General features: G+C 47.1%; 21 protein-coding genes. 10 read left to right on the forward strand and 11 right to left on the reverse strand.

All coding sequences use genetic code 11. The features are described 5' to 3' along the window. Nucleotide 1: 1 nt before the first annotated feature. The 6 genes from accC to cutA all read right to left on the reverse strand — a co-directional run bounded on the left by accC (nucleotide 2) and on the right by cutA (nucleotide 5,303). Entirely contained in the window at nucleotides 2-1,351 is a 1,350-nt protein-coding gene (gene accC, locus ASG34_RS12000) for an acetyl-CoA carboxylase biotin carboxylase subunit (protein ID WP_055830804.1), read from the reverse strand. 138 nt (nucleotides 1,352-1,489) lie between these two features. Next, nucleotides 1,490-1,951 (reverse strand): acetyl-CoA carboxylase biotin carboxyl carrier protein, encoded by a 462-nt coding sequence (gene accB, locus ASG34_RS12005; protein ID WP_055830806.1) that lies wholly within the window; start codon nucleotides 1,949-1,951, stop codon nucleotides 1,490-1,492. A gap of 26 nt (nucleotides 1,952-1,977) precedes the next feature. Continuing rightward, nucleotides 1,978-2,415, reverse strand: a complete 438-nt coding sequence (gene aroQ, locus ASG34_RS12010; protein WP_055830808.1) for a type II 3-dehydroquinate dehydratase — start codon at nucleotides 2,413-2,415, stop codon at nucleotides 1,978-1,980. Nucleotides 2,416-2,609: 194 nt separating this feature from the next. Then, entirely contained in the window at nucleotides 2,610-3,143 is a 534-nt protein-coding gene (locus ASG34_RS12015; protein WP_055830810.1) for a TlpA family protein disulfide reductase, read from the reverse strand. Beyond that, nucleotides 3,136-4,932, reverse strand: a complete 1,797-nt coding sequence (gene dsbD, locus ASG34_RS12020; protein ID WP_055830812.1) for a protein-disulfide reductase DsbD — start codon at nucleotides 4,930-4,932, stop codon at nucleotides 3,136-3,138. Before dsbD ends, ASG34_RS12015 begins: the two co-directional genes overlap by 8 nt. A 41-nt stretch (nucleotides 4,933-4,973) precedes the next feature. Further along, on the reverse strand, nucleotides 4,974-5,303 hold the full coding sequence (gene cutA / locus ASG34_RS12025) for a divalent-cation tolerance protein CutA (protein WP_055830814.1): 330 nt from the start codon (nucleotides 5,301-5,303) through the stop codon (nucleotides 4,974-4,976). A gap of 29 nt (nucleotides 5,304-5,332) precedes the next feature. On the opposite strand from cutA, the gene ASG34_RS12030 reads away from it, so the two are divergent. The 5 genes from ASG34_RS12030 (at nucleotide 5,333) to mutY (ending at nucleotide 11,745) form a co-directional block, all read left to right on the forward strand. After that, complete coding sequence (locus ASG34_RS12030) at nucleotides 5,333-5,782, forward strand: FxsA family protein (protein WP_055830816.1); 450 nt, start codon at nucleotides 5,333-5,335, stop codon at nucleotides 5,780-5,782. A 50-nt stretch (nucleotides 5,783-5,832) separates the two neighbouring features. Beyond that, nucleotides 5,833-6,843 (forward strand): CDP-6-deoxy-delta-3,4-glucoseen reductase, encoded by a 1,011-nt coding sequence (locus ASG34_RS12035; RefSeq protein WP_055830817.1) that lies wholly within the window; start codon nucleotides 5,833-5,835, stop codon nucleotides 6,841-6,843. A gap of 280 nt (nucleotides 6,844-7,123) precedes the next feature. Continuing rightward, nucleotides 7,124-7,927 (forward strand): undecaprenyl-diphosphate phosphatase, encoded by an 804-nt coding sequence (locus tag ASG34_RS12040; protein ID WP_055830818.1) that lies wholly within the window; start codon nucleotides 7,124-7,126, stop codon nucleotides 7,925-7,927. 31 nt (nucleotides 7,928-7,958) lie between these two features. After that, nucleotides 7,959-10,700: an AsmA family protein gene (locus tag ASG34_RS12045; RefSeq protein ID WP_055830819.1), complete on the forward strand. Its 2,742-nt coding sequence runs from the start codon at nucleotides 7,959-7,961 to the stop codon at nucleotides 10,698-10,700. Nucleotide 10,701: 1 nt separating this feature from the next. After that, on the forward strand, nucleotides 10,702-11,745 hold the full coding sequence (gene mutY / locus ASG34_RS12050; protein ID WP_055830820.1) for an A/G-specific adenine glycosylase: 1,044 nt from the start codon (nucleotides 10,702-10,704) through the stop codon (nucleotides 11,743-11,745). A gap of 2 nt (nucleotides 11,746-11,747) precedes the next feature. Here mutY and ASG34_RS12055 read toward each other — a convergent pair whose 3' ends face one another. Then, entirely contained in the window at nucleotides 11,748-12,233 is a 486-nt protein-coding gene (locus ASG34_RS12055) for a hypothetical protein (protein WP_055830822.1), read from the reverse strand. 370 nt (nucleotides 12,234-12,603) lie between these two features. On the opposite strand from ASG34_RS12055, the gene ASG34_RS12060 reads away from it, so the two are divergent. Both ASG34_RS12060 and ASG34_RS12065 read left to right on the forward strand, forming a co-directional pair. After that, entirely contained in the window at nucleotides 12,604-13,827 is a 1,224-nt protein-coding gene (locus ASG34_RS12060) for a porin (RefSeq protein WP_055830825.1), read from the forward strand. Between the two features lie 111 nt (nucleotides 13,828-13,938). After that, the gene (locus tag ASG34_RS12065; protein ID WP_055830827.1) at nucleotides 13,939-14,613 is read left to right on the forward strand and encodes a DUF6445 family protein; all 675 of its coding nucleotides are present in this window, start codon (nucleotides 13,939-13,941) and stop codon (nucleotides 14,611-14,613) included. Between the two features lie 3 nt (nucleotides 14,614-14,616). Here ASG34_RS12065 and ntrC read toward each other — a convergent pair whose 3' ends face one another. The 4 genes from ntrC to glnA all read right to left on the reverse strand — a co-directional run bounded on the left by ntrC (nucleotide 14,617) and on the right by glnA (nucleotide 19,333). Further along, nucleotides 14,617-16,008 (reverse strand): nitrogen regulation protein NR(I), encoded by a 1,392-nt coding sequence (ntrC, locus tag ASG34_RS12070; protein ID WP_055830829.1) that lies wholly within the window; start codon nucleotides 16,006-16,008, stop codon nucleotides 14,617-14,619. Nucleotides 16,009-16,090: 82 nt separating this feature from the next. Beyond that, complete coding sequence (gene glnL, locus ASG34_RS12075) at nucleotides 16,091-17,185, reverse strand: nitrogen regulation protein NR(II) (protein ID WP_055830831.1); 1,095 nt, start codon at nucleotides 17,183-17,185, stop codon at nucleotides 16,091-16,093. A gap of 122 nt (nucleotides 17,186-17,307) precedes the next feature. Continuing rightward, nucleotides 17,308-17,799: a DUF4124 domain-containing protein gene (locus ASG34_RS12080; RefSeq protein ID WP_055830833.1), complete on the reverse strand. Its 492-nt coding sequence runs from the start codon at nucleotides 17,797-17,799 to the stop codon at nucleotides 17,308-17,310. 124 nt (nucleotides 17,800-17,923) lie between these two features. After that, complete coding sequence (glnA, locus tag ASG34_RS12085) at nucleotides 17,924-19,333, reverse strand: type I glutamate--ammonia ligase (protein ID WP_055830835.1); 1,410 nt, start codon at nucleotides 19,331-19,333, stop codon at nucleotides 17,924-17,926. Between the two features lie 353 nt (nucleotides 19,334-19,686). On the opposite strand from glnA, the gene ASG34_RS12090 reads away from it, so the two are divergent. From ASG34_RS12090 to mtgA, 3 genes are read left to right on the forward strand one after another with little or no spacing between them, the layout of a single operon-like run. Further along, entirely contained in the window at nucleotides 19,687-20,136 is a 450-nt protein-coding gene (locus ASG34_RS12090; protein ID WP_082504900.1) for a rhodanese-like domain-containing protein, read from the forward strand. Between the two features lie 49 nt (nucleotides 20,137-20,185). After that, entirely contained in the window at nucleotides 20,186-21,010 is an 825-nt protein-coding gene (aroE, locus tag ASG34_RS12095; RefSeq protein WP_055830838.1) for a shikimate dehydrogenase, read from the forward strand. Nucleotides 21,011-21,035: 25 nt separating this feature from the next. Then, entirely contained in the window at nucleotides 21,036-21,722 is a 687-nt protein-coding gene (gene mtgA / locus ASG34_RS12100) for a monofunctional biosynthetic peptidoglycan transglycosylase (protein ID WP_055830840.1), read from the forward strand. Nucleotides 21,723-21,810: the final 88 nt, after the last annotated feature.

Raw genomic sequence — 21,810 nt, forward strand, 5'->3', positions numbered from 1 at the left:
ATTACTTAGCGCTGATGCCCAGCTTCTGTTCAAGATAGTGAATGCTGGTGCCGCCTTGCTGAAACGCCAGATCAGACATCAGGTCAGAATGCAGTTCCTTGTTGGTTTTAATACCTTCGACATACAGTTCAGACAAAGCTACGCGCATTCTGGCAATCGCTTGCTCGCGGGTGGCACCGTGCGTGATCAATTTACCGATCATGGAATCGTAATGTGGGGGCACTGTATAACCGCCATATACATGAGTGTCCATGCGCACGCCAGGTCCACCTGGCATATGGAAGCGGTTAATGAAACCAGGAGAAGGCACAAAATTGTAAGGATCTTCGGCGTTAATCCGGCACTCAATGGCATGACCATTCAATACGATGTCACGCTGACGGAAAGGAAGTTTTTCACCGGCGGCAATAAAGATTTGCTGTTGTACCAGATCAATCCCGGTAATCATCTCGGTCACCGTATGCTCTACTTGCAAACGGGTGTTCATCTCAATGAAATAGAATTCGCCGTTTTCATACAGGAACTCAAAGGTGCCAGCACCACGATATTTGATTTTGCGGCAGGCTTCGGCACAACGTTCACCTATCTTGTCGCGCAATCTTGCTGGTAATAAAGGTGAAGGCGCTTCTTCAATGATTTTCTGGTGACGACGTTGCATGGAGCAATCACGGTCACCCAGGAACACCGCATTGCCATGTTCGTCGGCCAGTATCTGGATTTCAATATGGCGCGGGTTTTCCAGGAATTTTTCCATGTAAACCACCGGGTTACCAAAAGCGCTTTGCGCTTCGGCTTTGGTCATATTGACTGCATTTATTAACGCCGCTTCAGTATGCACCACGCGCATACCGCGGCCACCTCCGCCACCAGCCGCTTTGATAATGACCGGGTAACCGACACGTTTGGCTGTTTTAACAATTTCAGCAGGATCATCAGGCAAAGCACCATCTGAACCAGGTACGCAAGGCACGCCAGCTTTTTTCATGGCATCCTTGGCGGAAACCTTATCGCCCATCAGGCGGATTGTTTCAGCACGTGGCCCAATAAACACGAAACCACTTTGCTCCACACGCTCGGCAAAGTCGGCATTTTCAGACAAAAAGCCATAACCCGGGTGTATCGCCTGCGCATCTGTTACTTCAGCAGCGCTGATGACTGCCGGAACATTCAGGTAACTTTTAGCGGAAGGAGCTGGGCCAATACAGACGGACTCGTCAGCCAATTTAACATATTTGGCATCGCGGTCGGCCTCGGAGTGCACGGCTACGGTTTTGATCCCCAGTTCACGGCAGGCACGTTGCACACGCAAGGCTATTTCGCCTCGGTTTGCAATCAGTATTTTCTCGAACATTTTTAACTCCGCGTCTTCATAGCTGCCTGGCTATTAGCCACGGCGCATTTTAATTTTGTTGCAGTACAACCTGTCGATAGCTGGCTGCCACGTTGGGCAATCAGAATTTTTTCTAACATATATATCAATCAGCGAATCTTAACCAATCAGGAATAATGGTTCGCCGTATTCCACTGGTTGGCCGTTTTCAACAAAGATTTTCTTGATCACGCCGGCATACTCACTCTCAATTTCATTGAGTAGCTTCATCGCCTCGATAATACATACCGTTTCACCGGCATTCACGCTGCTGCCAACGTCAACAAATGCTTTGGCATCAGGAGAAGAGGCGCGGTAGAAAGTACCAACCATAGGTGATTTCACTACTTTGCCTTCTGGCTCCGGCGCTGGTGCGCTAGCAGTAGCGCCGGCAGGCGCAGCAGCTGGTGCTGCACTAGCCGGGGCAGCCTGGGCAGGCGCAGTTACATATTGTGTAACCGGCGCAACGCCAGTGATGGTGCGGCTGATACGTACTTTTTCTTCACCTTCGGTCAGTTCCAGTTCGGAAATTCCCGATTCCTCGACCAGATCAATCAATTTTTTGAGTTTGCGTAAATCCATAGAAACCTCGATTTAGAATGTTTTAATTATAGTTGTTGGATATGGCGATAAGCGGCGTAATAGCCTTCCGCGCCCAAACCGCAGATGACGGCCGTCGCGATATCGCTGAAATAAGAGTGATGCCTGAATGGCTCCCGTGCGTGCACATTGGAAAGATGTACTTCAATAAACGGTACTTTCACCGCTGAAATTGCATCACGAATCGCCACCGAAGTATGTGTGAAAGCCGCAGGATTGATGATGACATAATCCACGCGGTTAACAGACAATGTGTGTATCTTCTCAATAATATCCGCTTCAGAATTGCTCTGAAAGGTTTCCAGCCGTGCCTGATCTGCGTGCGCCAGTGCATGCAACCCCTGGTCGATATCTGCCAGGGTCTGGTTGCCATAATGCTGTGGCTCGCGAGTGCCAAGCATGTTGAGATTAGGTCCATGAATCACCAGGATAGATTTGGTGCCCATTTCACATGCCTTTTAAAGAGAAAGATACAACCTTCATGGCGCGAAGTTTGCCGAAGTTATTGCATTTTGTCCAGCAGAATTCGTCAATTACACAAAAGTGAAACATCGCTAATTTTGCTGTTAAGTGCGGGATCTTTGCTCCGAACATGCAGCGATTAAAGCATTGTATTCAATCAAATAACAGTTTGAATAGCCTACAACTTAAGTGCTTTTTGCAGCATTTCGCTGTTAACGCGGCCAAAGAAAATATGGGTGATTTCGCCCTGTGCAGAGACAATCACCGTATATGGCAAGACGCCTTTATTGTTACCCAAGGTCTCTGCCAGAGGCATGCCTTCATTTTCGGCAATCAGCAATGGATAGGACACCGGTGTGCTTTCGACAAACTCATGCACAGCTGCAGCTTCATCAATGGCCACGCCCAATACCGTAATGTCGGGGTGTGCAGTGGCAAGTTCAGAAATCTCCGGCATTTCATCACGGCAAGGCTCGCACCAGGTAGCCCAGAAATTGAGGATCATAGGCTTGCCTTTGAATTGTGCTAACGGGTATGACTTACCTTTTTGATCGCTTAAGGTGGTATTCCAGAGCGCACTTACCGCAGTTTTATCAGGTAACGTCGTATCTGCGCCCATAAACTGATGGCGGTTCAGGTAAAGCCAGCGGAACCCGCTGCCAAGGACGACGATCAGCAGGACGGTCATTACGATACGCGCGACGTTACGCATGGTTAGGTCCTCCAAGTGCACGCAGTATTTTCAGGAAACGATCCGCATCGTGATAGCCTTTGATGACTGGTTGTAAAGGCTGGCCTTGACTATCAAAAAAGATGATACCCGGTGGGCCAAACAATTCGAATTTTTTAAGCAATGCTGCATCCTGCGCATTATTTGCTGTCACGTCTGCCTGCAATAGCACTATTTGATTTAATTCAGCCTGCACCTGATGATTTGTGAATACAAATTGCTCATATTCTTTACATGACACACACCAGTCAGCATAAAAATCCAGCATCACGCGCTTGCCTTGTGCGGCGTGCACGGCTTGATCAAGTTCTTGCACATTACGCACACGTTGAAACTGTACTGCCTGCCTGCCAGTTTGTGGGGCGGACGCAAGATTCTGCAATGGCCTCAGTGGTGAACTTGCTCCTGACCAGGCCCCGATCAGCAAAGCAACGCCATACAGCAATAAAAAGACTGCCGCGCCTTTAATAAGCCTTTGCGCGGTACTGGCAGTCGTCGGCAACGGGTCAATGGCACGCAAATAAATAGCCGGTATGATACAAAGTGCTGCCCACAACAACATCTGCACACTGGTTGGCAAAATAGGGCTGATCACCCAGATAGCGACAGCCAGCATTAGTACGCCAAACAGGCGGCGGATGGTGTTCATCCATTCGCCCGCTTTTGGCAGGATTGATCCTGCAGAAGCACCAATCAACAGTAAAGGCATGCCCATACCCAATGAGAGTGAAAACAGTGCAACGGCACCGAGAACCACATCATGGGTTTGACTGATATAGAGTAAAGCGCCCGCCAAAGGCGCGGCCACGCATGGGCTGATAATCAGGGCAGAGATGGCGCCCATCAGAAAGTCGCTGAGCAAATGTCCGCCTTTAAACCGGTGACTCCAGTTAAAGAAAGCATTTTCTATGGCACTTGGCAGTTTAAGCTCATAAAAACCGAACATGGAAAAAGACAAGGCCACAAAAATCAATGCGCCGGCAGTTAATGCCCATGGTGTTTGCAGGGCATTACTCAATAGTTGTCCGGATAAGCCGGCCGCCACACCTGCCAGGGTGTAGGTCAGGCACATGCCCAAGGTGTAGGCAAGCGATAAAGTGAATGCTTTGGCGCGTGAGGCTTGTGCGTTTTTACCGACAATAATGCCTGACAAAATCGGAATCATTGGGAACACGCATGGCGTAAAGGCGAGCAGTAAACCGGCGCCAAAGAAACCAGCCACGATTTGCCACCAGTGTCCGGAAGAAAGCAGTTTTTCAGATACGCCATCGTCAACTTCTAATGCTGATGGCTGGCTGCTAGTGACTGAAACTGGCGAAGCAGATGGCGTTAATGGCAGGGATTTGGTCTGCGGCGGATAGCACAGCCCTTTTTCGCTGCAACCCTGGTAACGTATTTGTAGCATCGCGGGCGCCGTGTCGGGGAAAACCACTTCTGCGGCGGTATCATGATGAAAAACCTGTTGCTGGCCGAAATTGGGATCATTTTTACTTTCGCCTGGCGGCAACGAAATGGTCGCTTTTTGATCTGCCGGTAACAGTTGTATGCGTTCACGATACAGATAATGACCAGGCGCGATAATAAATTTCACTTGCGCGTGTGTTTGATCCACCAGCACAGCTTCTACCTTGAACGCTTTATCTACCGGCAAAAACTCTTCAGCGTCTTCATCGGTAAATAGTTGGGAGAACCTTGAATCCGCGTGCACCGGTAGTGCAGTTGCCAGTAGCATCGCCAGGGTCGCCCACGCTTTAATCCATTTAGTGATCATTATCTTGCACCTTAATTAACCATGACCTATCAATCATGGCCTTATGCCAGCGTTTCAGCCGCAACCCAACGCAGATATTCCGGCAAACCCTCGTTGACATGGATAGCTACAATCTCGGGAAGTTCATAAGGATGCAATTCGCGAATTTTATCTGCCAATGCTGTATAGCCTTGCTGAGTGGTTTTAATCGTTAACTTTACTTCTTCTGCGGTTTCGATTTGGCCCTGCCAGCGGTAAACCGATTTGACAGGGCTTGAAATATTCACACATGCCGCCAACTGTGCACTAACCAGCGCTTGCGCCAGGCTTTCTGCGCATGCCATATCCGGCACATGGGTAAACACGATTATAATTTGCTCTTTTGGCGTCATGTGCGCTGACTCACCACAGGATTACTGACATGCGTTTTATCATCTTTGCTATTTTACTGGCTTTTCCGTTTCTGGAGATAGCGGTCCTGATTGAACTTAGTCAGCGGTATGGCTGGTGGGTGCTCGCTTACCTAATGATTATTGGTTTTCTTGGCCTCCAATTGATACGTGCTGAAAAAAACCTTATTGCAGCGCGTATGTTTCAACAGCTAGCGGCTGGTGGCAACCCGATTTCAGCCATGTTTTCAACCGCTCGCAATATGTTTGCCGGTGTGCTTTTGCTTATTCCCGGGGTCATCAGTGACGTGATTGCAGTGGTGTTATTGTTCATGCCAGCGAATAAGGCTGCTTCTGGCAGTACATCAAATAAGACTGGGTTTCAAGCCAGCGCCAATGATGAGGCGATTGAAGGTGAGTATACTGAAATCAAAGAAGCCAAACCCAAAGACAACGTCGTGCATCTGCCAAAAAAAGATTAAGTCATCCTAAACTTCAAGCCTTACCAAGAAAAATCTCTACAATATAAGCCATGAACCGGGTATTGATAGAAAACAGCGGCCACACGTTTGAAGTGCGCCCAAGCCAAACTGTGCTGGAAGCCGCAATAGAGGCGGGCATCAACATGCCTTATGGCTGCCGCAATGGCGCCTGTGGAGCCTGCAAAGGCAAAGTGCTTACTGGCAAAGTTTTCCATGACGACTATCAGGGCAGTGCCATGAGCGATGAAGAGCTGGCCAGCGGGCAAGCACTGTTTTGTTGTGCGCGACCATTGGAAGACCTGGTGATTGAATGCCGCCAGATTGATATGGTGCAAGGAATCAAACCACGGATTTTACCCGTGCGCGTTCAGAAAAAAGAGCAACTAACCGACGATGTCATGGTGTTGCACCTGCAATTGCCAGCCACTGAACCACTCACCTTTATGGCAGGGCAGTATCTGGAATTTTTGCTCAAAGACGGCCGCCGTCGTGCTTTTTCCATCGCTAACGCCCCGCATGAAGCAGGTTTCATTGAATTGCATATTCGCAAAATTGCAGGCGGCCAGTTTACTGAGCAGGTTTTCAGCGAAATGCCATTAAAAACCATATTGCGTGTTGAAGCACCGTTAGGCAGTTTTTTCTTACGTGAACAAAATGAAAAACCCATCATCATGGTCGCCGGTGGCACTGGATTCGCCCCAATCAAAGGCATGATAGAGCATATGATTTACCAGGGTATCCGGCGGCCGGTGTTGTTGTATCGTGGTGCCCGCCAGGTGACTGATCTATATATGGATGAACTCTGCCGGCGTTGGGCGGAATTTATGCCAAACATTACTTATATCCCGGTGATTTCAGAGAGTGAAACGGACGATGACTGGCAAGGCCGGCGTGGGCTGGTGCATCAAGCAGTCCTTGAAGACCATGCGGATTTGAGTGGCTTTGAAGTGTATATCTGCGGGGCGCCAGGCATGGTAGATATTGCTAAAGAGACTTTTATTGCGCAAGGATTGCCGGAAGAAGAGTTTTACAGCGATGCGTTTACGTTCGCGCCGAAATAATCTGGCTGAGATTTTGTTTCAATTGAAGGTTTTGGTCACTAAAAACATCTCACCTTTTCGACCCTAGGCAAGTGATTTTTCTTTGCTTGCTCAAAGAAAAATCATCAACAGAAAGACGGTCGCCGAGGTCGATAAGATTAGTACGTCACACAATTTCTTATCACACAAGGAAACTGAACATTTCCCAAAGAATACAATCCCAAGCCATATCCAAACAAACCAATACCCTAATTTTTCCAACACACTAAATCTAGTTTGCTCTGTCTGCTAGAATATAACCATGGATATTTACTTAATGCTGAAGGCCATCATCATGGGCCTGGTCGAAGGCGCGACCGAATTTATACCTGTTAGCAGCACCGGACATTTGATTATTGCAGGTGAATGGTTAAATTTTCTGGATAAAGATAAACGGGATGTGTTTGAAATCATGATACAGCTAGGTGCAGTGCTTGCTGTCTGTGTCGAGTTCCGGCAACGCTTGATACAAACGGTGCAACGTATTCAAACCGATCCTGACGCGCAACACCTGGTGCGTAACCTGGTTATCGCTTTCCTGCCCGCCGCCATCCTTGGCCTGGCTTTCCATCATCAAATCAAAGAATTTCTATTTTCATCCTTCACTGTCGGTATTGCGTTGATTGTCGGCGGTATATTGATTTTAATCATTGAAAAATTTGTGCCACCCGGCAAGGTGCAAGATATTGACCATATCAGTTTAAAACAGGCGTTGCAGATTGGGTTTGCCCAGTCACTGGCGCTGATCCCAGGGGTGTCACGTTCTGGTGCGACAATTCTTGGTGGTATGTGCTTTGGCCTGAGTCGACAAACGGCTACTGAGTTTTCTTTCTTCCTTGCCCTGCCTATTATGTTTGCGGCGACTGGTTATGACTTACTAAAGGCGCGTGATTTGTTGTCTTTAGATGATGCCTTTATTTTCCTGATTGGCTTTGTCACTGCGTTCTTATCTGCGCTGGTAGTGATCCGCGCCCTGATTAAATTTGTCAGTCAGCATTCTTTCGCGGTGTTTGCCTGGTATCGCATCGTGTTCGGTATCCTTATCTTGTTGTTTTTTGCACACTAATCAAGCTGCATATTCACTTAAGGTGTAATGAATGAAAAATACACTTCTGAAAAAAATTCTCTATACAGTGGCCGCCATTTTTGGCGTGGCACTGCTGTTGGTAATTTATCTTGCGGTGACGTTTGATCCTAACGATTACAAGTCGACCGTGATCCAGTTAGTGAAAGACAAAAAGCAGCGTACCCTGGATATCAAAGGTGATATCAAGCTAAGCTTTTGGCCTAAAATCGGGGCTGACCTGGGTGAAATTACTTTATCCGAGCATCAGTCAGATAAGCAGTTTGCCGCAATCAAGGGCGCCAAAGTGGCACTTGCAGTCTTGCCACTGCTAAGAAAAGAAATTGTGGTGGATACCGTGTATCTGGACGGTGTGCAAGCCAATGTTATCCAGCATGCCGATGGCAGTTTCAACTTCGATGATCTGCTGAGCAAAGACGAGGAGGAGTCACAGCAGATTAATTTTGACGTGCAAGGCGTTAAGGTCACCAATACACAAGTCAGCTACATTAATGAAGCCAGTGGTGCGAAATACACTGTGGACCAGTTTAACCTGACCACCGGGCAAGTGGCGCTTAAAACGCCGTTTGACTTGTCGGCTGATTTCCATCTGGTGGCCAACCAGCCGGTGGTGGATGCACTGGCAAAGATTAAAGCCAATGTAATGGTTGACCCCGAAGCCAAACATTTTGTGGTCAAAGGCCTGGACGCCACTATCAAAGGCGCTTTGCTGGATGGAAAAGACGTCAATGTCACAGCCCAGGGTGCGGTGGATATCGACGCAGCGCAAACCGCGCTGAATGTTTCCGGTTTGAAGCTGGCCATGCAGGGTGATTTTAATGGTGCCAAACGCGATGTCAGTTTGCAGGCGCCTGCGCTGGCAGTAAACCCCAAGCAGATTTCCAGCGAAAAAGTAATACTGGCGCTTAAGCAGCAGGATGCACAAGGTGATATCAATATGGATATCATCCTCGCTGAATTAAAAGGTAATCAGCAGGCGGTGGAGAGTAAAGGCATTACTGCTGATGTGAAAGTCAACGCCGGTGCCCGCAACGTTGACGGTCATTTTGAGTCTCCAGTGAAAGCAAACCTGGCGGATATGGTGTTTGATGTGCCGGCACTGGCAGGTAAGTTTGATATAAAAGATCCGGCTTTACCGAATGGTGCCATGCAAGGCCAGTTTAAGCTCTCAGCCAACGCTGATGTAAAGCAGGAAAAAGTTAAAACCACTTTTAACCTCAACCTGGCCGAAACCAAACTAAATGGCGATGTCAGTGTGGCGGGTTTTAAAACGCCGCATATCGGCTTTAAAGTACATGCGGATACTTTAAACCTGAATGCTTTATTGGGTAATAACAATGCCAAGAAAGCGGAATCTAAAACAACCGCTGCCAAAGCAGATACCAACCCTGGTAAACCAGCTGACCTCAGTGCATTAAAAACCTTATTCCTGGATGGCAGTATCAATATCGGCAAGATTATTTACAGTCCATACACGCTAACGGGATTGAATGTGGGCATCAAAGCCGATGGTCAGAAACTGGCGTTGCAAGGCCTGGATGTCAAACTGGATGATTCACGTATTCACGGTAATGTGGGTATCAGCCAATTCAACAAGCCGCTATATACGTTTGACCTGAATATCGACAAACTGGACTTGAACCGGTATTTGCCACAGCAAACGCAAACGGCCACGGCTGAAAATAAACCTGCCGCCAAAACTGCAAGTACTGAAGAACAGCCGCTGGATTTATCCGCTCTCAAAGCACTAAATGCGCAGGGAAATATCCGTATCGGCTGGTTGAAATATGGCAAGACTGAAGCTAAAAACCTGAATATTGGTTTGAAAGCCCAGGATGGCGTGGCGAGTCTTGACCCGTTGAATGTGGACGTTTACCAGGGGACTGTGCGCGGTGGTGTGAAAGTGGATGCCCGTGCGATACCTGCCATCGCTATCAAGCAAAGTCTGCAAAACATTGCGGTTGGCCCACTGCTGGTGGATACGATTAATAACGATATGTTGTCCGGCACCGGCAACGTTGATGTGGATGTCACTGCGCAAGGTAATACGGTGACTGCATTAAAAAAGTCGCTGGGCGGCTCGGTTGATTTGCGCATGGCCGATGGCGCCGTTAAGGGTTTTGACCTGGCAGGGACGATACGCGATGCCAAAGGCAAGCTTAATTTGCTCAAAGGCCAAGCGAATACTGCAGCCGATCAAACCAAAAAAACTGACTTTAGCGAGCTGACCGCCACTTTTAATATCAAGAATGGCGTCGCGCATAACGACGATCTGGCAATGAAGGCACCTATCTTCCGCCTGCCTAAAGGCGAAAGCAAAGGCGATATTGATATTGGCAAAGAACAGATTAATTACCTGGCAAAGCCTACGCTAGTCAACACGCTTAAAGGGCAAGGCGGCAAAGAAGCCGAGCAGCTTTCCGGAGTCGGTGTGCCTGTGAAGGTCACCGGCACATTTGCAGCGCCCAAGTTTGGCATTGATATGGCGGCTCTGGGACAGGCATTGGCTAAATCAGCAGCATTGGATGCTTTAACCAATAAGCTGGGCGGCGATAAAGCTGGAGCAGTGAAATCCCTCATTGGCGGTGAAAATAAAGCCGATGCTTTAAAAGGTTTGTTAAATGGCAAATCAAAAAACAGTGAAAAAAGCGCTGAAGGTGACGCTGCTAAATCTGACGCTGGCAGCAATAATGAAGAAGCCAAGCCTGCAGATAATGCAAAGCAAAAAGCTTTGAAAAAGCTATTGAATTTCTAGCGTGAGTCTTTTTGCAGAAAAACTGATCGCCTGGCAACAAGTGCATGGTCGGCATGACTTGCCGTGGCAGCAAACGCGTGATCCCTACGCAGTGTGGGTTTCAGAGATCATGTTGCAACAAACCCAAGTCAGTGCAGTGATTGGCTACTATGGTCGCTTCATGGCCCGGTTCCCCACCATTGCCAGCCTGGCAGAAGCTTCACAGGATGATGTGATGCAACACTGGAGCGGGCTAGGCTATTATTCCCGTGCCCGCAATCTGCACCATGCTGCACAAACCATTATGCGTGAGCATAATGGGATATTTCCGCAAGACTTTGACCAGATACAGACCCTCAAAGGCATAGGTCGCTCGACCGCGGCTGCTATTTCGGTATTTGCCTTCCAGCAACAACAAACTATTTTGGATGGTAATGTTAAACGGGTGCTAGCGCGATTACACGCGGTTGACGGCTGGCCAGGCCTGCCTACGGTAGAAAAGCAATTATGGTCTCTGGCAGAAAGCTTATTGCCAGAAAAAGAGCTGCCTGCATATATCCAAGGCTTAATGGATTTTGGGGCGACGTTCTGTAAACGAAGCAAACCGCGCTGTGTTGATTGCCCGATGCAGGATCAATGTGAGGCTTTTTTACAACAACGCGTATTGCAATTACCCGCATCAAAGCCGCGTAAAGCAATTCCGGAAAAGCAGACAACTATGCTGATGATTCTGGACGCCGGGGAGATATTACTGGAGAAGCGACCTAATCAGGGTATATGGGGCGGATTGTGGAGTTTGCCTGAAATAGTGCCAACGCAGGTTTCAGTGCAACAAGTCGAAGAGAGATATGGTATGCAAGCGGAGTCGCTAGAGGTATTGCCGGTGCTTTGGCATACCTTTACGCATTTCAAATTAGAAATTACACCGCAACCAATGCAACTGAGTGGTAAACGATCGTCATTGCCACCCAATATGCAGTGGCTATCTATGAATAATGCGATTGACGCTGCTTTACCAGCGCCAGTGCGAACATTAATTAAAACGCTGCAGCAAGCGCGGTATTAATGTTATTCAACATTAGCCAGACGGAACACATGACTGGCTAATTCAGATTGATTGGCTTTTACGTAATGCAGCAAATCCAGCCCATTCTCTGGCTTAATGCTAGCCTTTTGATAAATCACCGGTAATTCGAAAATAGAGATTTCACGTTCCACAATATTCAGGTTGTTATGAGCTGACCCCTGCAATACATCCAGTAATTTATCGTGGATATTGTCTGTCACGCGTGTGTATGGAAACAGTATCCAGAAATCAGTACCCTCACGACCCACCAGGTCAGACTTCCTGAACGAGTTCTGCAAGTCATGCGTGAGCGAAGAAAGCTGACGCAACGCCTCAGGTGCCCCGTAAGCCTCTCCCAGACTATTGTCATCGCCATAGGCAATTTTTACCAGGGCGATATTGAAGTCATCAGCGTGCCTGATCAGCACTTGGCAGATCCAGTCTAATGTATCAATAAAACGACTACATAACTGAATATCGGAAATCATGAAGAACCTCTAAATAATTATAATGATTGATATGATTGGCATAAAAAGAATGCTAAATCCAACGCTATCCTAGCAGAAACACCTTTATTAAGGCAGTGCAAAAAGCTTGAGAAAACCCTGCCTGTTTAAATTTATCCCGCGAATACACGGTGCAAATGTGTTGCAAATCTACAACAATCAAAAGTTGGACTAAGCAATTTGACGTATTAACTTGCGCCAAGCAGCCGCATTTTGCAAAAATTGCACTGACCTTCTTGGAAATGCTTGGAGCGATTCCGAGGGAGTTACTTGAGGTACGGATGTTTTTAAACATCTGGCCAAAAGCAATATCCTTACACAAGTTGTAAAAACAACATTTTTGGAGATTCGTATGAATACAAAATTAAACGTTGCAGTAGCAGCAGCTCTGTTCGCTGCAACTACTGGCGCTCAAGCTGGTATCGTTATCCCAGCTGGTGACTGGACACTGGACATCGGCGGTGTGGTTAACGCTTTCTACACAACAACTAAATTCAGTGGTGACACTGGTGCTGGTACTGGTCCTTTGGGCCTGGGTGCTGGTGATGCTAGCTCACAAAACAACATTACTACTGGTTTGTTGCCAAACTACCTGAGCGTTTCTGGTAAAACTCGCCAAAACGATCTGGATGTTGGTTTCACAATCAGCATTAACCCAGGTGCTTCAACAACTCAATCAGGCGTACAAGGCTCACAACAAGAAAACCGTCAGGCATTCTTGACATTCGGTGATGCTTCATGGGGTTCTATCAAAGTTGGTAAAGACTTAGGTATCTATGGTTCAGACGCTATTCTGAACGACATGACATTGCTGGGCGTGGGTGCTGGTGCTGGTAATCTGGCTGGTAACACAACTACTTTGGGTCGTATCGGTACTGGTTACATGTATGCTGACTGGAAATCACAAATTGCTTACACATCACCAAACTGGAATGGTTTCCAATTCACGGCTGGTGTAACACAAGGCTGGAATGCAGTTGCAGCATTGGGCGGCGCAGGTAGTACTGACCGCTCAGGTTCACAATCTGCATACGAAGCTAAAGCTTCTTACGAGTGGACAGGTGATGTCGCTGGTAAAGTGTGGACATCAGCAATCACACAGAACATCTCAGGTGTAGGTAACGCTGCTGGTGCAGCCACTACTCCAGGTGGTAAAGAAAGAGCCTGGGCTTGGGACGTAGGTACTACCGTTAATCTGGCTGGCTTCGGCTTGACTGGTTACTATGGTAAAGGCGAAGGTATCGGCCAAACTCTGCAATTCCAAGGTGGTTTAGATGCTAACGGTAACCGTCGTGAGTCTGATCAATGGTACGTGCAAGGCACTTATGCATTGCCAGGTGTAGGTACTAAATTGGGCGTGAGCTATGGTCGCTCTACATTAGATGGCAACAGCGTTGATGCATTTGACGAAGTTGAAGATTCTATGTGGACAGTTGGTGCTTACCACCCACTGACTAAGCACCTGAATTTGGTTGCTGAGTACTCACAAACTAAACGTGATTTAGACAACGTTGGTACACCAGATTTAGAAGGTAAAGCAAAAACTATCTCTCTGGGCGCAATCTTGTTCTTCTAGTTTGATGCAGATTATTCTGCACAAATCAAAGACATTAAAAACGGCAACTTCGGTTGCCGTTTTTTTATCTATAATTATGTCAAAACCTAATTAATTAGCAGTAAGACAACGATGAATTTGTATCCAGTTACTATTGTAGAAAATTTTTATGATGATCCTGATGCCGTGCGCACATTTGCATTAAGCCAGAAATATCAATATCGCCATCAGCTAAAAGATGTACCGTACGTTTTCCCTGGTGCGAGAACTAAAGATTTATCCGTAATCAACAAACCTTTATTTGAGCAGGTCAGCAATAAGATAATTTCGCTATTTCATAATCCCGACCATGAGCGTATGCGATGGGCTATTTCCACTAACTTTCAAAGTGTGAGTGAAGATTATGGCAGAGGAGTAATCCATACCGATGGTAATGCGGTATTTGCTGCTGTGTTGTATCTGAGTCCTGATGCACCTTTAGATTCAGGAACCTCATTATTTAAACGAAATAAGCAATTCGATCAGACTGCTTATGAAAAAGCGCTTAATGAAAATGATAAACGGTTTGCAGCTGGCACCATCGCGATGGATACCGGATATCACTCAATGTTCGATGAAATTGTACGGATTAATAATGTTTATAACACGTTGATTTTGTATGAAGGTCGGCATTATCATGCAGCCAACAAGTTCTTTGGGAAAACCTTAAAAGACTCTCGTCTTGCACAGGTCTTTTTTGTCAGTAGCATTGATGCACAAAAGCACAGCTCTTTCCCTATCTGGCGTAGTCAGCAAATCAAAATTTGATGACTAGTCATCAATCCCTAATTCCTGAATTTTCCTTGTGAGCGTGTTACGACCCATGCCAAGCTGATTGGCTGCCTCTATACGGCGGCCGTCGGTATGTGCCAATGCACGGGTAATTAAGATACGTTCAAACTCTTTGGTTTTGGCATCCAGAATATTTGTTTCTCCGCGGTTGAGTGCATCAGTCACTTCTTGCGCCAAAGCCTCTTGCCAGGAGCCGCCACTATTTTGCTTGCTCGAGTCTTCTTTCAATTCGGGTGGCAAATCGTTGACATCTACATTTTGCCCAGGTGCCATGACTGTTAACCAGTGACAGACGTTCTCTAATTGACGTACGTTACCGCTCCAGCTTACTGACATCAGGTATTTAAGTGCGGCGGGTGAAAGTTGCTTTGGTTCAACACCTAACTGCTGCGCACTGTGTGCCAGGAAATGCTTGGTCAGGAATGGAATATCCTCACGACGCTCACGTAGAGGTGGCAAGCGCAAGCGGATGACGTTCAAGCGGTGGAATAGATCCTCCCTGAACAAGCCTTGTTTTACCCGCTCTTCCAGATCCTGGTGAGTGGCGGCAATCACGCGTACATTGACTTTAATGGGTTGATGGCCGCCGACCCTATAGAATTGGCCATCTGACAGCACGCGTAATAGCCTGGTTTGCAGGTCTGCCGGCATGTCGCCGATTTCATCGAGAAACAGTGTGCCGGTGTCAGCCTGTTCAAAGCGCCCTCTCCTGGCGGCCGCAGCCCCGGTAAATGCGCCGCGTTCATGACCGAAAAGCTCTGACTCCAATAAGTCTTTTGGGATCGCTGCGGTGTTAATGGCAATAAACGGTTTATCAGCGCGTGGGCTATGTCTGTGCAAAGCGCTGGCGACCAGTTCTTTACCGCTACCGGATTCGCCATTAATCAGTACTGTCGAATGTGAGCGGCTCAAACGGCCTATGGCACGAAAGACTTCCTGCATGGCAGGCGCCTGCCCGATAATCTCAGGTGTAGGCTCATCATCTTCAACTTTTTCCACGGCCTGGCGCATGCTTTCATCAACCGCGCGTTTGATTATTTCGATTGCCTGGTCAACGTCGAAAGGCTTTGCCAGATATTCAAAAGCGCCGCCCTGGAAAGCTGCAACTGCGCTCTCCAGGTCTGAATACGCCGTCATGATAATGACCGGTATTTCAGGGTAACGTTGTTTAACCTCTGATAAAAAATCCAGCCCAGAGCCATTAGGCATGCGGATGTCGCTAACGATTACCTGTGGTTGCTCCCGGTTAAGCGCATTCAGTGCTTCAGCAGGTGATGAAAAGGTTTTAAATTCAAAATCGGTGCGGGCTAAGGCTTTTTCAAATACCCAGCGGATTGATTTGTCGTCATCTAAGATCCAGATTGGCTTCATGGTATTTCTCTTTAGAATTACTGTTTGATTAATATTAGTTCGAGTTAAATGCCGAAAGAGACTTCACGCAAAGACCTCATGGTTATGATTTAAATAACGTGCTTTCAATAGGCAATAGAATATGGAAAATAGTTTTTCCCGGCTGTGAATCACAATCGATCATGCCGTGGTGTTGGGTAATAAAGGTTTGTGCCAAGGCTAATCCCAAACCGGTTCCCCCTTCCCTGCCAGATACCAGCGGGTAAAAAATACGTTCTTTGATATCAGCGGGAATGCCGGGACCATTATCAATAATTTCCAGATGAATACCGACCCGGTAACGCTTTCGCGCCAGAGTAATTTGACGCTCTGCACGCGTGCGGAACGTAATGCTGGCATCTTTTGTGTGGTTTTGCTGCATGGCTTGCGCTGCATTACGTGCAATGTTCAGTACGGCCTGAATCAGCTTCTCGCGGTCGCCAATCAGTTCAGGCAAGCTGGTGTCGTAGTCGCGGATCACTCTAATATTGTTGGGAGATTCCGCCAGCAGTAGGCTACGTACGCGCTCAAGCACTTCATGGATATTGGTTGGCTCGTATTTGGGCACGCGATGCGGCACCAATAAGCGATCCATCAGGCTATGCAGACGGTCAGCTTCTTTAATAATGACCTGGGTATATTCTTTCAGGCTGGGTTGTGGCAATTCAAATTCAAGTAATTGCGCTGCGCCACGCAGGCCGCCTAAAGGGTTACGGATTTCATGTGCCAGGTTGCGTAGCAGTTCGGAATTGGCCTGTTGCTGAATCAACATGCGTTCTTCCCTTGCGATGCGTAACTGCTGATCCATTTGTACAAATTCCAGAATCAGCATGTCTTCAGACGTCTGGTTAATACTGGTTGAAATCGGCGTTACGGTGCAAGTGACTGCAGTGGTATGTCCACGCTGTGTAGTTAAAGTGAACTCGTGTTCGCGGAAAGGTCCTTGCGTTTGAATGGCATTGGTAACTGCCATTTGCAGGATTTCGCAATTCACAAATACATCGTGGATATGCAGGCCTTGAATTTGGTTGGCACTGAAGGCGAATAAAATCTCTGCGCTTGAATTGGCATAGGTTACTTCGAGCTGGTTATTCAGCAATATCACCGCAGTGGCAATATGCTCTAGCCCGTTAAACCCATTCGGAGAAATTTGAACCATATCCTTAGCTTTTAATGATCAGCTTGTTAAAGTAAGTGATGACGCCCTGTTTTAAAGCAAAAGCCAAGCCAATTCTATATGATTTATTTCATTCCAAATTAAAAACTCCCAAAATGGTGCATTTAGTGCGTAAGCTCTTTATTCAGCAAGTCAACATTGCGTTGATGAGCCTGGATTTCAGCCTCAATAATGCGTAATTTTTCTTCGTACTTAGCCACATTCCTAAAGGTTTTTCCATTCGCGGCTCTGTACACTTCCGGGATGTTTTTTTGCTCTTCATAAAGCTGCATTGCGTTCTCAAGTGCTTGTTTTTCTTGATCTAATTCCGTCATTAAAATTTCACGACGTTTAGCATCGCGTTGAGCCTGCACCTGATTATCCACTTTAGGAAAGTTGTTAGGGGTAGGTGTTTTGGCAGTAGACTTCTTTTGGGGTGTAACCGCAGGAGGTACAGTCTCTTTTGGTCCGCTAATCACTAACTCAGGCTTCTGTTTTCCTTCAGGCTTGATGTTGGTATAGGTGGTTACGCCATTGCTGTCAGTAAATTTGTAAATATCAGCGAAACTGGCGTGAGCTGCCAACAAGGTGGTGATAAAGTAAAAAAGTCTTTTCATGGCAATAGTTTAGAGTAGATTGTATAGCTTATCAACGTAGCTGAAATTCGAATGGTTGACGCTTGAGATAACCATAAAAAAACAGGGCAGCCGAAGCTGCCCTGTTTTGGTGCGCATCTTGCGATTAGCAGGAGTAGTACAAACCAAATTCAACAGGATGTGGTGTTTGACGTAACTTGGTCACTTCTTCCATTTTCAATGCAATGTAAGAATCAATCCAGTCATCTGAGAAAACGCCACCACGGGTCAAGAACTCGCGGTCTTTATCCAGATACTCAAGCGCTTGTTCAAGTGATGAACATACGGTCGGGATCAATGCATCTTCTTCTGGTGGCAGATGGTACAAGTCTTTAGTCGCTGGTTCACCTGGGTGAATCTTGTTCTGAACGCCATCAAGGCCCGCCATTAACAAGGCTGAAAAAGCCAAGTATGGGTTGGCAATAGGGTCTGGGAAACGCGCTTCAACACGGCGAGCTTTATCAGAATGTACGAATGGAATACGGATAGCTGCAGAACGGTTTTTAGCTGAGTAAGCCAGTTTTACCGGCGCTTCGTAATGCGGCACCAGGCGTTTATATGAGTTAGTACCTGGGTTAGTGATCGCATTCAATGCGCGCGCATGTTTGATAATGCCGCCGATGTAGTACAGGGCGAAATCGCTCAAACCGGCATAGCCATTGCCTGCAAACAGGTTTTTGCCATCTTTCCATACGGATTGGTGCACGTGCATACCAGAACCGTTATCGCCAAACATTGGTTTAGGCATAAAGGTAGCTGTTTTACCGTAAGCGTGAGCAGTGTTGGTAACCACGTATTTCAGGATTTGCGTCCAGTCAGCACGTTGTGTCAATGTTGCAAACTTGGTACCAATTTCACATTGGCCGGCAGTTGCTACTTCATGGTGGTGCACTTCAACTGGCACGCCCAGCTCTTCCAGGGTCAATACCATGGCAGAGCGGATGTCATGCAATGAGTCGACTGGTGGTACTGGGAAGTAACCGCCCTTAACGCCCGGGCGGTGGCCTGTGTTGCCGCCTTCGAATTTTTCACCTGATGACCAGGCTGCTTCTTCAGAATTGATTTTAACGAAGCTACCACCCATGGTGGCGTCCCATTGTACGCTGTCAAAGATAAAGAATTCTGGCTCAGGACCAAAATAGGCTGTGTCGCCCAGGCCGCTTGATTTCAAGTAAGCTTCAGCGCGTTTGGCCAGGCTACGTGGGTCACGGTCATAACCTTTACCATCGGTAGGGTCTACAACATCACAGGTCAGCACTAATGTTGGCTCGTCAAAAAACGGGTCAACGAATGCTGTGCTTGCATCAGGCATCAGTTGCATATCAGAAGCTTGAATGCCTTTCCATCCGGCGATGGAGGAACCGTCAAATGCATGGCCTTCAGTAAATTTATCTTCGTCGAAGTGAGAAACCGGCACGGTTACGTGCTGCTCTTTACCTCTGGTGTCGGTAAAACGGAAATCGACAAATTTGATGTCGTTTTCTGCAACCAATTTCATTACGTTTGCAACGGACATTACATTCTCCTCAATGATCAAGGTCTAAAACCGGTTTTTAAGTTGTACACGCAAAAAACGGGACATGTTGCGGATGTCCCGAAACGTGGGCAAATACACATAATGGATTTGGAATTCTGCTTAACACTGAATCCCGCTAAATCTTAGAGTGTAATATTAGCAGGAAGCATGCCACCCAAAAATATGCATTTTACGTGGTTTACAGGTAACCTGCATAAAATAGTAAAAACCGTTAGCACCATTTGTGTGCATTGCAACAAATTGAGCACAAAAGTGGTGCATTAGAGAAAGCTCTGGCTTTAAAGGTATACTCTTCACTTTAGTAAATAATGATCAAAACTAAAGGTGGTACCGTGAGTAATTTGGATGATATTTTAAGTAACGGCAATACGCGAGGAAAGCAAAGTAGCCTGCCTTACGCAGGTGCGTTAACCCCACAAGAAACATATACATTGATTGATCAAGGCAATGGCGTCGTGCTGGTGGATGTAAGATCGCGTGCAGAACTCGAATTGGTTGGCCGTGTGCCGCTAGCTAAACATATTGAGTGGGCTTCTTACCCGGGGATGGTGCCAAACCCTGATTTTGCAGCTCAGTTGCAAACACAAGTAGACAAAAATAGTACCGTTATTTTTATGTGTCGTACTGGTGGACGTAGCCATAACGCTGCACTATTGGCACAGCAATTGGGATATGGCAATGCATACAATATGCTGGAAGGGTTTGAAGGCGAAGCTAACGAATTCAAGCAGCGCACACTGATAAACGGCTGGAAACAAGCAGGTTTACCGTGGAATAACTAATTAAATAGCGTATAAGCCAAATCAATCGACCTCATCAAATCTTTAACGTATGTCCACCGAAAAATTCGCAGTGATTGGGCATCCAATCGAGCATAGCAAATCGCCTTTAATACATCAGGCTTTTGCCAGCCAATTCGGTAAATCCATTAGTTACGAAAAGCTGCTGTCACCGCTGGATGGATTTTCCGAAACGGTAAGCCGCCTGCTTTTAGAAGGTTACCGCGGTGCCAATATCACTGTGCCGTTCAAGTTTGAGGCGTTTGAAGCCAGTCACGTGCTCTCAGACCGGGCAACCGCTGCTGGCGCAGTAAATACTTTAAGTTTTAAACACGAGCAAATCATTGGCGATAATACCGATGGTTGTGGTTTGGTAAACGATATTCTCAAGCACTGGCAACGTAACATTAATGGGCAAAAGATTTTGCTGCTAGGCGCTGGCGGTGCGGCTCAAGGGGTGATATTGCCGCTATTGGTGCAGAAGCCGGCGCAGCTGACGGTAGCTAATCGCAGTCTGGATAAAGCACAGACCATGGTGCAGCGATTTGAAGCTGATGCGCAATTGAATCAGGCGAAGTTGGCAGTGCAAACGTTTGATGATCTAGCTGAAAATTATGACATTGTGATCAACGCGACTTCGGCCGGTTTGCAGGCAGAGGCACTGCCACTAAAGGATACGATTTTCGCGCATCACACCTTGGCTTATGACATGATGTATGGCCGTGAAACGCCTTTTATGCAGCAAGCCCGCGCAGCCAAAGCACAAGTCTCTGATGGCCTGGGTATGCTGGTAGAGCAAGCCGCCGAAGCCTTTTATATCTGGCATGGCTTACGTCCGGATACTGCACCCGTGATTCAATCATTCAGACAATACTGACTAGTTAAAAATAAACGTTAACGCCATGAAGCAAACCCTCAAACTGTTTTTCGGCATTCTGTTGTTATGGGTAGTGCTTTATCAAATATGGGTACTCGCACATATATTATGGTGGGTTGATCATAATCCTGAATCAACGGCCTTTATGGAAGCCAGGTTAGAGGCCATGCAGGAAGCCAAACCTGAAGCGCGGTTGCAACAAAAATGGGTGCCTTATGCGAGGATGAGTTCGCATTTAAAACGTGCGGTGATTGCAGCTGAAGATAGCAAGTTTATCGAGCACCAGGGTTTTGACTGGAACGGGATAGAAACTGCGTTTGAAAAAAACCTTAAAAAAGGCAGGATTGTGGCTGGCGGCTCAACCATCAGCCAGCAATTGGCAAAGAATCTCTTTTTGTCCGGGCACCGTACACCCTGGCGCAAAGTGCAGGAAGCCATCATTACCTTTATGCTCGAAAACCTGATGAGCAAACGCCGTATCCTGGAAATCTACCTGAACGTTATTGAGTGGGGTGATGGTGTGTTTGGCGCGGAAGCGGCGGCAAAACATTACTTTCACAGCAGCGCCAAAGCACTTGGCCCGAGTGAAGCTGCACGGTTGGCAGCCATGATCCCCAATCCACGCTTTTATGACAATCACCGCAGCACACGCTTTTTAAACCGCCATGCCGCCACCATACAGGCCCGCATGCGATTGGTGAAAGTGCCCTGACTTTCAGGCTTTATTTAAGCAATCAATCGCAGGCAATACGCCTAGAATCCATAGCAGAACTATTTGTATGTGGCACAAACCACATCCG

Origin of the sequence: Methylophilus sp. Leaf416 (assembly GCF_001424665.1) — a bacterium.
In the GTDB taxonomy this organism is placed as follows: domain Bacteria; phylum Pseudomonadota; class Gammaproteobacteria; order Burkholderiales; family Methylophilaceae; genus Methylophilus.